Below are 12,217 nucleotides of genomic sequence, written 5' to 3' on the forward strand. Positions count from 1 at the left end.
AAAAATGCGACGCAACAACAAGTCGCATTTATTGAAAACTGGATTAACAACTATCCAAAGAAGATATTGGGTTACAAATCTCCTAGAGAATTTTTACAGACTGGCTAACTTGAACTTGAAATTTAGCTCCCCACCTCTAATGGCGCAATACAAAGAACATCACCATACTGTTCCAAGCAATATGTAGCAGAATCGGCAGCACTAGATTATCAGACTTCTTATGGAGCCAACCAAGCGTCATGCCCATTACTCCGTAATACAGAAAGGTAGCAATGTTTTCAGGTCCATGTAGGACGGAGAAATAGGTAGCTGCTAGCAACAAGCCCAACCAACTATTGTTACAGACACCTTTTTGCAAAAAACCTCGCGTCAAGATTTCCTCGCGGATTGGACCAAAAAAGCAAACATCGATGAAGAAGGAAAGGCTGATCCCCTGTACTATTGTATCATGGACTTCCCGAGCTGCTCCTGACTGAAAGGAAATAACATTCGTATACACCACATCAAACAAGAAGAGAGCCATAAAGGCAAGAACGACCAGTCCCAAGTCCGACCAGCTTGGAAGCCTTAACCCCGCAATCTTCCCTTTAGTAATCACATAGAAGAGAAGCAAAACAATTAGGCTATTGCCCACAATATAGATCAGCTGATGTTGGTGAAAATCTCCTTGATTCAGTTGCCAGCAAATTATCTCCAAGACAAAATAGCCCAAGATAGCGGCAAAAAATGACATCGTCTTCTCAAAAATCATTTAACTCTCCCTTCAAGGAAATCAATCACTAACGAATTTCAGGTGAAATAGCCTGCTTATAACCTTCTCGATTGGGATAGACTTGTAAGACCACACCTGTCAAAAACATAAAAAAGGTAGAGCAAAATTGTGCCGGGTTCTGACCGTCAAGTACCGAAAGGACAAGCGTTACCAAGAAAGTCACCCCAATCATCCATTTTTGATATGAAGGCCACCGATAAGCTATCCCCTTCTGTTTCAAAAGACGGTAAGCACGAATGGTAAGGGCCAGAGTCATTACAAAGGCAAGCATTGCACAGATGATAAAATAAGGAAGACTTACTCTCTTTCCGACTACCCATCCAAAAAAGAGAATAATATCAAGGACGATAATAAGCCAATTTCCTTTTTGTAGTTGTTTTTCCATACTTCTTCTCCTTTTCTATCCCTTCGTCACTTTGCTAAAACCAATCGCATAGAACAACAATAAGACTGCTAAATTAAAAATGTATCAAAGGGACTGCCCTGATCCAGCAGGTTCCAAATGAATAGCCCAATCATGATGACTTGAAAGAACCACGTTTTTTTCATGAATTGCCACACAGTAAGCGACTGTTCCGTTGCTTTACCCTCTGAAGAAGCCGAGCGCATATCTGCCCAAGCATTCACTCCATTCAACAGTAGAGTGCAAGCTAGGACAGCTAGGATTTGTCTGAGTGGCACCTTCATGCCAAGGCCAAATAGGACTTGTAAAACAATTGTTACAACCACAACAGCTAGAATTTTCACTTGTTTTGTCATTATCATACCTCCTTCTATATTCACAAACCAATAACTGTCCTTCTTAGCAAAAAACTTTGACCGGAAAAATCATGTAGACTACTTAGCTCTGGCACGTAAGACTACACCAATTAAAAGTCCGACGATGGTACCTAACCAAGAGGAAAATGCCAAACCTTGGGCGATATTTCCTAGTAATTTTCCTACTAATATACCGAGTAGACTACCGAAAGACAGACCAATGCAAATGCCAATGGATACACTATTATCTTTTGTATTTCCCATTTTAGGATTTTCTCTTTTCATCTGAAACCTCCCCTAAAAATCAGTTTATGGGATTTTCCAATCCGTTATAGCATACCTATCGGACCGTATACTTTTAAAACTGGCTTGACCTGGCTGTAATGAAATTGATCATACCGTCGCCAAGCCTGTTTCAAGGCTTCTGTCACATCTAAAGAACTAATACCCATCAACAAGCTGGTTCGTTGGTAAAATTTTTCAAGGGCTATCAGGAGCTGATTATCCACGACCTTACGATTCTTCAATAGTGTTACGATCTCCTGTATATTCTCTTGAAATCGTATCGTATCATAGTTCGATTGGTGAGAGGTTCGTTGAAAAATCTTCTCTAGTTCATTGATCAAAGAATAGGCTTCTTCTAGTACATGTGTATCCATAAAACACACCTTCCTTCATTTTGGTACATAGAGTATAGCACTTTTTGAACAACCTATTTTCTCATTTCCTAAACAGCCATTGAAGATTCCTAAATGGTTCTCGCTGCTATTTAGACCTCTTTTCATTTCCACTGTCCAAGATAAACATTCAAACGCCGTCAAATGATAAAAGAGAGGTATTCGCAGGTGAAAAAGGTAGACAAGAAAACAAGGCAAGAGATTTTCACAAAAAGATGCCAGACTTGGAACATAGGAAAGGATTTCCCCCCCAAAAAAATATGAGACTTGGAGCACAGGGAGCTGTTTTTCTTGAAAGAATTGCTACACACCTTCCATTCTGATAGAGAATAAGGCTGGGCTTTCTGTCCAGCCTTTCCTATCTCTTACTCATCTACCAACTGTATCTCAAGTACCTGACAAAAAGTATGGTGTTGACTTGTTGTCTGGAGCGATACTCCTGGATAATGTTCCAAGATTTTCAGAATCGTATAGAGGCCTATCCCTCGATGTTCCCCCTTTGAACTAGCTTCAAACTGATACAAGGAAGAAATGTCCACAGATTCTTGCTGCGTACTATTTTCAATGATAAAGACCTGCTTCTGCTACAGCGTAAAGTACGAGAGATGAATGGTAGCCGCTTCTGCCTCTAGGGCAGCCTCAGAGGCATTATCGAATAAAATAGAAACAATCGTAATAAAGTCCACCAACTCCATCCCTTGTGGCCTGATGACCTCTGGCACCTCAATGGAAACAGCAACGTGATATTCTGTCGCTTGCGCTATTTTTGAAGCCAGCAAACTCTTGAGCGCATTGTTGTCAATCTGCACCAAGCGTCCCATATCGTACTTAGAATGTCGAAGGTACTTATTAGAATCTTTCAACACTGTATCATAGATTTCCTTGACTAAGGTGAGATTATTTTCCTCTATCCCTACTTGAAGCGTTGTGAGCAGATTAGTATAGTCATGGCGGAAGCCCCTGACTTCACGGTACAATTCCTCCACCTGTTGACTATACTGTTCCAGATGTTGAAGCTGCAATTCCTTTTGAAAATCTAGCTTTTCTTTTAAGGTCTCTCGGATATTTTTGTCCAGCTGTGCAACGAGACTCATAAATATGAGGATGTGCGAAATCAATATAAACTGACGAATGACAAGGACATCAGCCGCTTGCCCTGTTTCCATATACAAGAGAAGCTGAGTTGTTCCAAAATAACAAGCCATGAGCCAGTTGACAAGATACAGGATTTTCTTATCACGGATGCTAAAAAAGATGCACCTTAACTTTGAGAAATCATAGTGGAGGTAACGCAAAAACAAAAGAAGGAAGATAATCGCAATCACCCGTCCTATTCCTACTCCCAAATTGTTCCACTTTACAAAAACATCTTCTATTTCAAACGCATAGACGCCAAAGGCAAGGGAATCGCTAAACAGATCGAGCAAGGTCAAAGGCAGAAGGCTATAGAAAATCAGCAGGGTTTTGGATAAAGGTCTGAGGAACAAATAAGATAAGAGAAAAAAATCAATGAAAATGGCTATATAATAGTTTCCCCAGTTGTCCTTCAAAAGGTAGTCAAAGAAAAGTGTTCCAATCACAACGAGAACTCTAATCGCCATACCAAGAAGAACCTCATACCAGCGCAGTTTTCGGCCACTTATCTTAGAAAATAAGAGCAACTCCATTAGCATAAGAGTCACGAGAACCATTACCTGTAGTCCAACAATCATAGGCCACTTCCTTCATGTAACTGTTCAATAGTAGCTAGTACCGTCTCTAACTTACTTCTTGCAATCAAACAACTAGAACCATTGCGGAAGTAGAGAATTTTTTCATGCTTATCAATTTTGACAACATTAGCTGGATTGACGACAAAAGAACGATGACAGGCAAGAAGCCTTGATTCCTGTTGCAAGATTTCTGTCAAACTAGCGGTAAACTCTGTGCGATCCTTTTCCGTATACAAAATGACACGATGAGGGCGAGGGGAGGTTTCTAAATACAGGATGTCCTGAAACGGAACTTGAATCTGTGCGTACTTGGACTGATAATAAAAGGCATCCTCCGCCACTGTCTTTGTCACTTGCTCATCAGCATATAGCAGCACTTTCTCGATTCGAGCTAGCCATTCAGCAGAAGGGAGATCTTTTGCGATATAGTCAAGAGCAGACACTTGATAGCGAAAAGCCAAGGGCATCCATTCAGAATGAGTGGTCACAAAGACAATCAACGCATAGGGATCAAGCTGACGAATCTCACGCGCTACTTCCAGCCCCCTTTTTTCTTCCTCTCTGATTTCAATATCTAAAAAGAAAAGCTGATGGCGCCCCTTTTCCGCTACTGCTGCTAACAATTGTTCTGGCTTTCCAAACACCTCTAGTCGCTTGACCGATAAGTGGTGTTGGGCCACAAGATCCACTACGACTTCTTCTATTCTAGATTGTTGAACAACGTCATCTTCCAGTATAAAAATATTCATTTTCACCTCTCCTTTATCGACCAAGCATACGAACTAATTATTTCCTATTTTATCATAAAATTGAGGGTTTTAGTCTATGAAAAAATGTATTTCTACAATAAAATAGTTGGTAGAGATCCACGATTTGCTGCCACTTTTAGTCAGTCGAAAGACAAAAATCCTTGGTCCCACAGTACCAAGGAACTTTTTCGTTATAGTAGCGGTGCGATAATCTTCATAAAAGCACCTGCAAATCGTTTATACCAAGGATAGGTTCGTGCAAAATCGATGAGGGTAATGCGCTCTGACTTGGCAAAGGATTCTTCAAAATCCTTGTGAATATCTGCTAAGACTTGGCGGTGTTTATAGATGTAAAGCCCACATTCAAAATTGAGATAGAAACTACGGAAATCCATATTGACCGTACCAACCGTTGCTTTTTTATCGTCAACAAGAACCACCTTGGAATGGACAAAACCAGGTGTGTATTCATAAATCTCAATGCCTGCTTCCAAATAGGTCGGAAAATCTGTCCGAGCTGCCAGATAGGCCGACTGCTTATCATAAATATGTGGCAAGAGCAAGCGGACAGTTACCCCACGTTTGGCTGCATAGGTCAAATTATCCATCATTTCATCATCTAAGACAAGATAGGGAGTCATGATATAGATATACTTGGTGGCTGACTGAATCATATCCAAGCAGACACGTTTAGCCACCTCATCTCCGTCAAATGGACTTTCTCCATAGGGCAAGAAAAAGCCTTCTGAGTCAACGACTGCCTTTTCTTGATCATGATGGTCTTTCAAGTAGGTCAAATCATTATTTTGTGTCTTTTCATTAAAATTCCACATCTGCAAGAACATGAGGGTAAAATTGGCAACTGCCTCTCCCTTGACCATAATGGCCGCATCTTTCCAATGACCGAAGCGTTCTTTGCGGTTGATGTACTCGTCTGCAATATTGACACCACCGGTAAAGGCCACCTTTCCGTCTATGACAGCAATTTTTCGGTGGTCTCGATTGTTTTGCACGGTAGATAAGGCTGGGATAATCTGAGAAAAAACCTTGGCTTTAATGCCATATGTTCTCAAGGTTTTGTAATAGGTATAGGGTAGTAAGGTCAGGGAATTGGTGCCGTCATACAAAAAACGAACTTCTACACCTTGAGCTGCTTTTTCCTTTAAAATCTCTAGGATCGAATCCCACATATAGCCAAAATCAACGATAAAATACTCCATGAAGATGTATTTTTCTGCCTTGCGCAATTCTCTTAACAAAGCCTCAAACTTGGCTTCTCCAGATGAAAAATAGGTCGCATCGGTATTAGCATGAAGGGCATAGCCGACATATTGATTCATGTAGTGGGCTAATTTCAATTGGTCCTTATCCTGTTCAGCAAGGGCATTGAGAACCTTATGGGAGGTATGACCATACTGGCGGAGCAACAAACTCTGACGTTTAAAGGTCTTGCGATAGCGTTTGGTTTCAATATTGGATTGTAAAATAAAGTAAAACAGAGCACCGAAAATGGGAATACCGATAATAAAGATAATCCAGGTCAGCTTAAAACTAGCGTTCATTGGCCGATTGATAACCGAAATCGCTACAATAATCGAAAAGAGCTGTAAAACAGATAACAAGGCTGGAGCCAATGCTGTCGCCGAGGTCACAGTCCATAAAACAGCTCCAACTGTCACTGCAAGCAATAAAAGAACAATAAAGGTACGGCTATAAATCAATCTCCATAATTTTGTCATGTCATCTCCTTTCATAAGATACGAGAGCGTTAAGAAACTCCTAGACAAAATAGGAAATCGAAGCAGGTTAGCTTGCAACCAATGAGATTTATCTTTTTGTCAGTGAGTTTTAGCTCGAGTTCAATTTCATAAGATACGAGGGCGTTAAAAAAGCGAATGAAAAATAGAAAATACGACGAAGAGGCGTAAGCTTCTAGGAGTATTTATCTTTTTTCCGAGCTTTTAGCCCGTTTTCCATTCATCCATACTATTGATTATTTATAATTAAAAACGGTTCGTGCTAAAAAATCAGCTAAGCTAGGCCACAAGGTATAGCATTTATGGGCTACTTCCAAAATCCAAGGCAGATTCAACTCTCGTTTTTTCGTTCCCATAACGGAAACAATCTTACGGGCAACATCTTTAGGTTGTAGTAAAAAGGCCTTGATAGATTCCAAATAGGCTCCCTCTGGGTCTGCTTGATCAAAGAAGCCCGTTGCAATCGGCCCTGGATTGACGGTTGTGACGACAACATTGGCAGAAGCCAACTCTAAGCGAAGGGCATTTGAAAAACCGATTGCCGCAAATTTACTAGCCGAATACACAGAAGATTTGCTTGATGCAATCAAGCCAGCCATGCTGACGATATTAATAATCTGTCCTTTTTGCGCCTGCTTCATCTGCTCACCGACCAAGCGAGACAGGGTCATCAAGGCAAAAGTATTGATGTCAAACATGTCTCGTACCTCTTGACTTGAAAAATCTTCAAAATCCGCAAAGCGACCGTAACCAGCATTATTGACCAATATATCAATCGTGCCAAGCTTTTTCTCTACTTCTTGAAGGAGTTTTTTTAGGGCTGCTTCATCACGCAGATCCGTATCATAGATCACCTTTTGCTCATGAAAGGCATATAATTGCTCTAATTTTTCCTTGTCCCGTCCCAATAAAATGAGAAAATCATCTGCTAAAAGTGGCACCATTTCTTGGACTAGACCACCAGAAGCTCCCGTTATTAAAATCTTTCTCACACTTCCACCTCTTCCAAATCTTTTACAATGTGGACATTCTCAAAAATTTTGCTTGCGTCCTTGCGCAGCTGACTAATATCCTTAGATAAGAAGCGCGGACTAATATGGTTGAGCAGCAAGCGTTTGGCTCCTGCATCTTTTGCCACCAAGGCTGCCTCCATATTGGTCGAATGGCCATGTTTTCGAGCGATGGCCTCATCACCCTTGCCATAAGTCGCCTCATGCACCAGCACATCTGCATTGACCGCTAACCGCACACTGGCATGGCATTTGCGGGTATCACCTAAGATTGTGACAACCTTACCAGGTCGAGGTGGCGACACATAGTCACTTGCGATAATCTCTGTCCCGTCCTCCAAGACGACATTTTCACCATTTTTAACCCGACCAAAGAGGGGACCAAATGGTACACCCGCTGCGCGAAGTGCTTCTGCATCAAGCGTTCCTTCCAAGTCTTTTTGAATCACACGATAGCCAACACAGGGTACTGTATGGTCAAGCTGATCTGCAAATACCATGAATTTGTCTGTCTCTAACACCTTGTCCACCTGATTAACTTCAAACTCATGAAAATGAATCCGATACGGCAGACGAGAACCAGATACTTTCAGACTCGTTAAGACAAACTGCCGAATGCCTGTCGGTCCATAGATATCAATATCCGTCTGCTCCTCATTTCCCTGAAAGGAACGGCTGGATAAAAAGCCAGGAAGCCCAAAGATGTGATCCCCATGCAGGTGAGTAACGAAAATCTTGCTGACCTTGCGCGGACGAATGCTGGTTTCTAAAATCTGATTCTGCGTACCTTCTCCACAATCAAATAACCAGACTTCATTGATTTCATCGAGTAATTTCAGTGCCAAACTCGACACATTACGTGCTTTGGAGGGCTGACCCGCTCCTGTTCCTAAAAATTGAATATACATAAACTTCTTTCTATTGTTGAATATAGATTATCGCTGTGCGCCCCGACCAAGCATAGTAGGCTTGCCCTTGATACTGGCTTGCAAACTCTACTACCTCCTCTTGATTCAAGCCCGAAATCCGCACCCAGTCGCTACTTTCAGCAAGATCTGTCAAGAGATAGGCGCTATCTACTGCTACAAGACTGTCCTCATCGATAGCCAAGGGCTGCATCCAAATCAGGTCGTCCTTGACAAAAACGGAGTAATGAGGAAAAATCTGCGCAATCTCAAAGAGCAAATTAGGTGTTACTGGCTCAGTTTTTTCTGCAAATACTCGTGCCAATTCTACCTCATTCTGATAGGCAAAACCAAAGGATTTTCCTGACAGATTCAAGCGGACAAAGGGCTTTTCCTCAGCAAAAGAGGGTTGCTCCATGCAGAGCTTAAGCTCTTTAGATAGTCCAAGATAATAATCCGTCGCAGCTTGCGGGCTTCTCTTTTGATAGATTTCAGCAAAATAAGCATTGATGACCGAAGGCGGCGGTGTGATAAAAGCTAGCTTTTGGCTATCGGTCAAGTCTTTTAATTGCTGTGTCAGATATACCCTATCAAGACTCGTAAAGCCACCGTATTTCAAGGCCAGATCAATATAATCCATGTTCAAATTCCTCTAATTTCCACTTATCTTTCTTTGAAATATAGCCCTTGATGATTTCCACATCATCTTCATACAATCGCTTATCAATCAGGGCTATCCGCCCCAAGTCATGAATCTTATAACTATCTTTTAAAGGAACTCGGATCTCAAATGTCTCAAACATGGTTTTGATTTTCGCTAAGACCATCATCTGAATATGGGATTTGGCATTCTCATCTTTGGCAGACAGCATGACATGCGGAAACTGGCTCGGTGTAAAGTGATCATCTGTCTTATCTAGTTTATTATAAAGGGCAAGGCGTGGAATGTCCAACATCTCCAACTCTTGCAAAATGCCCAAGACCACTTCTTCCTGCTCAGTATGATTAGGATCAGAGGCATCAATCACATGGAGTAGCAAGTCGACATTCATCGATTCTTCCAAGGTTGACTTAAAGGCTGAAATCAACTCTGTCGGTAAATCCTGGATAAATCCAACCGTATCGGTCACCGTCACTTGGAAGGTATCGGACAGCTGTACTTGCTTCGTCGTTGCGTCTAAGGTCGCAAATAATTCATCTGCCTCATACTGGTGCTTATCTGTCAATGCATTCATAATCGTAGACTTGCCCGCATTAGTATAGCCGATTAGTCCGATTTTAAAAATGCCTGATTGAAGTCTACGCTCCCGCACCGTTGCCCGATTTTTCTCAACGATTTTCAATTGCCGTTCAATATCAGCAATCTGATTGTGAATGCTGCGGCGGTTGAGCTCTAGCTGGCTCTCACCAGGACCACGTGAACCAATTCCCCCAGCCTGACGGCTCAGCATAATTCCTTGTCCAATCAGGCGTGGCAGCATGTATTTCAATTGAGCCAAATGCACTTGTAATTTTCCCTCATGGCTCCTTGCTCTCATAGCAAAGATGTCTAAAATCAACTGCATACGATCTATGACCTTCACACCCAATATTTCCTCTAAATTCACGTTCTGGCGTGGGGTCAAACGGTTATTGACAATGACGGTATCAATGTTATCAGCCTCAACCATGAGCTTGATTTCTTCTAATTTACCAGAGCCGACAAAGGTCTTGCTATCATACTTTTCCCGCTTCTGGGTGTAGTTCCCCTTTACTACTGCACCAGCCGTTTTGGCAAGCTTTGCAAGCTCCTCCATAGACATGGCAAAGTTTTCTGTCTGCTGCAGTTCTACCCCAATCAGCAAGACACGTTCTTCTTCTTTTCTTGTTTCAATCATGATTTTTCCTCTAAAAACTCCGTTACTCGTTGGAAAATCTGGTCCTTGAACCCCTCTTCAGATACGAGGTCAAACGCCACCTGCATGCGGTTGCGAAACCAAGTCAATTGACGTTTGGCAAAGCGACGGGTATTTTGCTTGACCTTGTCAACGGCTTCTTCAAGACTGATTTGTCCAGCAAAGTAGAGAAAGAACTCCTTGTACCCAATCCCCAAACTAGCTTGGGCAGTCGGATGGGTCTCGTAGAGCCATTTGGCTTCTTCTAACAAGCCTACTTTCACCATTTGATCCACACGCTGGTTGATCCGTTCATATAAAACAGCTCGCTCATCGGATAAACCAATCACTAAGGCTTCATAAGGTGGTTCTTGATTTTCCAACTCTTGACCAAAATGTGCCATTTCCAATTGTCTCATAGCACGACGGCGGTTGATTTGGGGAATATCAATTCCCAACTCTGCTATTTTCCCAAATAAACGCTCATCTGACCAAGTGTCTAGCTCCTTGCGGTAGGAAAGAATCTCGTCATGTGCCACCTGACCACCCAAATGATAACCCTCGAGCAGACTTTGAATATACAGACCTGTGCCACCTACGATAATCGGCACCTTTCCTTTTTCAGCGACTTCTTCAATCAACCAACCAGCTTCTACCACAAAATCATAGGCAGAATAGCCTTCTGTTACATCTCGCACATCAATCAAATGGTGGGGAGCAAGCGCCTGCTCTTCCTTGGTTGCCTTAGCCGTTCCAATGTCTAATTGTCGGTAAACCTGCTGGCTGTCACCGCTAATAATCTCACCATTATAGCGCTGCGCCAGCTCAATTCCTAAGGCAGTTTTCCCCACTGCAGTCGGTCCTACCACTACTATTATCTTTGTTTTCATCTTTTTCCTTGAAAATTTTTTGTTTTTTCGCTACAATCTATTATAACATAAGTAAAGGAGAAAGAACTATGGCTAAAGGTTTTGGAAAAGGTTTCTTGACGGGAGTAGCTAGTACAGTTGCTCTTGCTGCAGGCGCTGTCTTTACGATTCATAAAACAATCATTGAACCTGAAGAAAAGAAAGAAGCGTTTATCGAAGAAAATCGCAAAAAAGCAGCACGCCGCCGCGTTGCACATTAAAAAAAATGCTCCAGTGGGGCATTTTTTCACGAGCCTAAAAAGCAAAAAGCGAGTTTGGCGTGGGACTCAATCGTGATTTCGTAGAAATTGATTATCCTCACTCCTTTATTTCTAGGTTCGGGCTAAAATAATCCACTGGATTATTTTACTCCCACCCCATGTTGACTAGCTTCCACAATTGAGAATTGTGGAAGGCTGGAAATAGAACGAGCGTAGCTCGCCCCTTGCAATTGAGAAGTGTGAAAGGTTGAAAAAGAGGCTAGCGAAGAATCATTCGCTAGCCTCTTTTTCATCTCTACAAGATGAGAGCGTAACACATTCTAGCCCATCCATCTCTTTTTCATTATCTTTTCATGCTCAAAAGAAGAAGACAACTATCTTTCAACTGTTTTAGAAAACGGAGTTTTGTGATTCTTGATAAAATTTCCAAACCGACTTGTAATATCATCCGAATCATCTGTATCATAATCAGAATTATAATCATCATAATCATCGGAAAAATCAACTTTCCCAAATGGAATAAATCTAGTATTCATTGGCTTTTCTAATGATGGTTGAACGAAATGAAATATTGACACAAAACTAATTCCCACTAATAATATAACGGCTAATAATTTTTTCATGATTTTCCCTCCAATGGATTATAAATATATACTTGTTACTCGTGGTGCTAGTTAATCTCAAAGTATCTCAAATTATAAGCAAGTATAATTTGTTCAATTCTCAACTGCAATCCTGTTAAGCTTCTAGTTAATGTCTGTTCGACATCAAAAAGAGCACAAAGTTCTGAAAATCGAGTTTCAATAGTTCGTCTCATAGCCAACAATTTCCAATGATTATGTTGTTTAGCCCCTGTCATATTTTGACGCAAGG

16 protein-coding genes and 2 pseudogenes are annotated in these 12,217 nt (G+C 41.5%); 2 read left to right on the forward strand and 16 right to left on the reverse strand.

Going from position 1 to position 12,217, the window contains the following annotated elements:
• A pseudogene (locus ABPH35_RS08790) lies at positions 1-108 on the forward strand (IS30 family transposase); the annotation flags it as partial.
• 28 nt (positions 109-136) lie between these two features.
• On the opposite strand, the gene ABPH35_RS08795 reads toward ABPH35_RS08790, so the two are convergent.
• From ABPH35_RS08795 to miaA, 14 genes are all read right to left on the reverse strand, one after another.
• Positions 137-751, reverse strand: a complete 615-nt coding sequence (locus ABPH35_RS08795; protein ID WP_368849745.1) for a CPBP family glutamic-type intramembrane protease — start codon at positions 749-751, stop codon at positions 137-139.
• A 28-nt stretch (positions 752-779) separates the two neighbouring features.
• The gene (locus ABPH35_RS08800) at positions 780-1,157 is read right to left on the reverse strand and encodes a hypothetical protein (protein WP_368849746.1); all 378 of its coding nucleotides are present in this window, start codon (positions 1,155-1,157) and stop codon (positions 780-782) included.
• 68 nt (positions 1,158-1,225) lie between these two features.
• Entirely contained in the window at positions 1,226-1,531 is a 306-nt protein-coding gene (locus ABPH35_RS08805; RefSeq protein ID WP_368849747.1) for a hypothetical protein, read from the reverse strand.
• A gap of 78 nt (positions 1,532-1,609) precedes the next feature.
• Positions 1,610-1,816 (reverse strand): hypothetical protein, encoded by a 207-nt coding sequence (locus ABPH35_RS08810; RefSeq protein ID WP_368849748.1) that lies wholly within the window; start codon positions 1,814-1,816, stop codon positions 1,610-1,612.
• 44 nt (positions 1,817-1,860) lie between these two features.
• Positions 1,861-2,190 carry a helicase BlpT gene (locus ABPH35_RS08815; RefSeq protein ID WP_368849749.1) on the reverse strand — a complete coding sequence of 110 codons (330 nt, stop codon included), beginning with the start codon at positions 2,188-2,190 and terminating at the stop codon, positions 1,861-1,863.
• Positions 2,191-2,573: 383 nt separating this feature from the next.
• Positions 2,574-2,777, reverse strand: a complete 204-nt coding sequence (locus tag ABPH35_RS08820; protein WP_368849753.1) for a GHKL domain-containing protein — start codon at positions 2,775-2,777, stop codon at positions 2,574-2,576.
• Positions 2,778-2,792: 15 nt separating this feature from the next.
• A complete protein-coding gene (locus tag ABPH35_RS08825; RefSeq protein WP_368849750.1) occupies positions 2,793-3,920 on the reverse strand; it encodes a hypothetical protein in 1,128 nt (375 codons plus the stop codon).
• A complete protein-coding gene (locus tag ABPH35_RS08830; RefSeq protein WP_368849751.1) occupies positions 3,917-4,669 on the reverse strand; it encodes a LytTR family transcriptional regulator DNA-binding domain-containing protein in 753 nt (250 codons plus the stop codon). The genes ABPH35_RS08825 and ABPH35_RS08830 overlap by 4 nt, the downstream gene beginning before the upstream one ends.
• Positions 4,670-4,860: 191 nt before the next feature.
• Positions 4,861-6,408: a cardiolipin synthase gene (cls, locus tag ABPH35_RS08835; protein WP_368849752.1), complete on the reverse strand. Its 1,548-nt coding sequence runs from the start codon at positions 6,406-6,408 to the stop codon at positions 4,861-4,863.
• A gap of 254 nt (positions 6,409-6,662) precedes the next feature.
• Positions 6,663-7,418, reverse strand: coding sequence for an SDR family NAD(P)-dependent oxidoreductase (locus ABPH35_RS08840; protein ID WP_349989399.1), 756 nt, complete (start codon positions 7,416-7,418; stop codon positions 6,663-6,665).
• Entirely contained in the window at positions 7,415-8,344 is a 930-nt protein-coding gene (gene rnz / locus ABPH35_RS08845) for a ribonuclease Z (protein ID WP_349989400.1), read from the reverse strand. The genes ABPH35_RS08840 and rnz overlap by 4 nt, the downstream gene beginning before the upstream one ends.
• Positions 8,345-8,354: 10 nt before the next feature.
• Positions 8,355-8,981 carry a cystathionine beta-lyase gene (locus ABPH35_RS08850; RefSeq protein WP_349989401.1) on the reverse strand — a complete coding sequence of 209 codons (627 nt, stop codon included), beginning with the start codon at positions 8,979-8,981 and terminating at the stop codon, positions 8,355-8,357.
• Positions 8,968-10,218 (reverse strand): GTPase HflX, encoded by a 1,251-nt coding sequence (gene hflX, locus ABPH35_RS08855; protein WP_349989402.1) that lies wholly within the window; start codon positions 10,216-10,218, stop codon positions 8,968-8,970. The genes ABPH35_RS08850 and hflX overlap by 14 nt, the downstream gene beginning before the upstream one ends.
• Positions 10,215-11,105 carry a tRNA (adenosine(37)-N6)-dimethylallyltransferase MiaA gene (miaA, locus tag ABPH35_RS08860; RefSeq protein WP_349989403.1) on the reverse strand — a complete coding sequence of 297 codons (891 nt, stop codon included), beginning with the start codon at positions 11,103-11,105 and terminating at the stop codon, positions 10,215-10,217. The genes hflX and miaA overlap by 4 nt, the downstream gene beginning before the upstream one ends.
• Positions 11,106-11,173: 68 nt before the next feature.
• Here miaA and ABPH35_RS08865 point away from each other — a divergent pair, with 68 nt between their 5' ends.
• Positions 11,174-11,344 (forward strand): DUF3042 family protein, encoded by a 171-nt coding sequence (locus ABPH35_RS08865; protein WP_082815611.1) that lies wholly within the window; start codon positions 11,174-11,176, stop codon positions 11,342-11,344.
• A gap of 374 nt (positions 11,345-11,718) precedes the next feature.
• Here the strand turns inward: ABPH35_RS08865 and ABPH35_RS08870 are convergent, their stop codons facing one another.
• Both ABPH35_RS08870 and ABPH35_RS08875 read right to left on the reverse strand, forming a co-directional pair.
• Complete coding sequence (locus ABPH35_RS08870) at positions 11,719-11,967, reverse strand: hypothetical protein (protein ID WP_349989404.1); 249 nt, start codon at positions 11,965-11,967, stop codon at positions 11,719-11,721.
• A gap of 47 nt (positions 11,968-12,014) precedes the next feature.
• Positions 12,015-12,217, reverse strand: a pseudogene (locus ABPH35_RS08875) (IS982 family transposase); the annotation flags it as partial.

It is taken from the genome of Streptococcus handemini, from assembly GCF_040984445.1.
GTDB lineage: Bacteria > Bacillota > Bacilli > Lactobacillales > Streptococcaceae > Streptococcus > Streptococcus handemini.

Coding starts and splice junctions, on each gene's coding strand:
- ABPH35_RS08795 (WP_368849745.1), bottom strand. CDS start 751: ATGATTTTTGAGAAGACGATGTCATTTTTTGCCGCTATCTTGGGCTAT.
- ABPH35_RS08800 (WP_368849746.1), bottom strand. CDS start 1,157: ATGGAAAAACAACTACAAAAAGGAAATTGGCTTATTATCGTCCTTGAT.
- ABPH35_RS08805 (WP_368849747.1), bottom strand. CDS start 1,531: ATGACAAAACAAGTGAAAATTCTAGCTGTTGTGGTTGTAACAATTGTT.
- ABPH35_RS08810 (WP_368849748.1), bottom strand. CDS start 1,816: ATGAAAAGAGAAAATCCTAAAATGGGAAATACAAAAGATAATAGTGTA.
- ABPH35_RS08815 (WP_368849749.1), bottom strand. CDS start 2,190: ATGGATACACATGTACTAGAAGAAGCCTATTCTTTGATCAATGAACTA.
- ABPH35_RS08825 (WP_368849750.1), bottom strand. CDS start 3,920: ATGATTGTTGGACTACAGGTAATGGTTCTCGTGACTCTTATGCTAATG.
- ABPH35_RS08830 (WP_368849751.1), bottom strand. CDS start 4,669: ATGAATATTTTTATACTGGAAGATGACGTTGTTCAACAATCTAGAATA.
- cls (WP_368849752.1), bottom strand. CDS start 6,408: ATGACAAAATTATGGAGATTGATTTATAGCCGTACCTTTATTGTTCTT.
- rnz (WP_349989400.1), bottom strand. CDS start 8,344: ATGTATATTCAATTTTTAGGAACAGGAGCGGGTCAGCCCTCCAAAGCA.
- ABPH35_RS08850 (WP_349989401.1), bottom strand. CDS start 8,981: ATGGATTATATTGATCTGGCCTTGAAATACGGTGGCTTTACGAGTCTT.
- hflX (WP_349989402.1), bottom strand. CDS start 10,218: ATGATTGAAACAAGAAAAGAAGAAGAACGTGTCTTGCTGATTGGGGTA.
- miaA (WP_349989403.1), bottom strand. CDS start 11,105: ATGAAAACAAAGATAATAGTAGTGGTAGGACCGACTGCAGTGGGGAAA.
- ABPH35_RS08865 (WP_082815611.1), top strand. CDS start 11,174: ATGGCTAAAGGTTTTGGAAAAGGTTTCTTGACGGGAGTAGCTAGTACA.
- ABPH35_RS08870 (WP_349989404.1), bottom strand. CDS start 11,967: ATGAAAAAATTATTAGCCGTTATATTATTAGTGGGAATTAGTTTTGTG.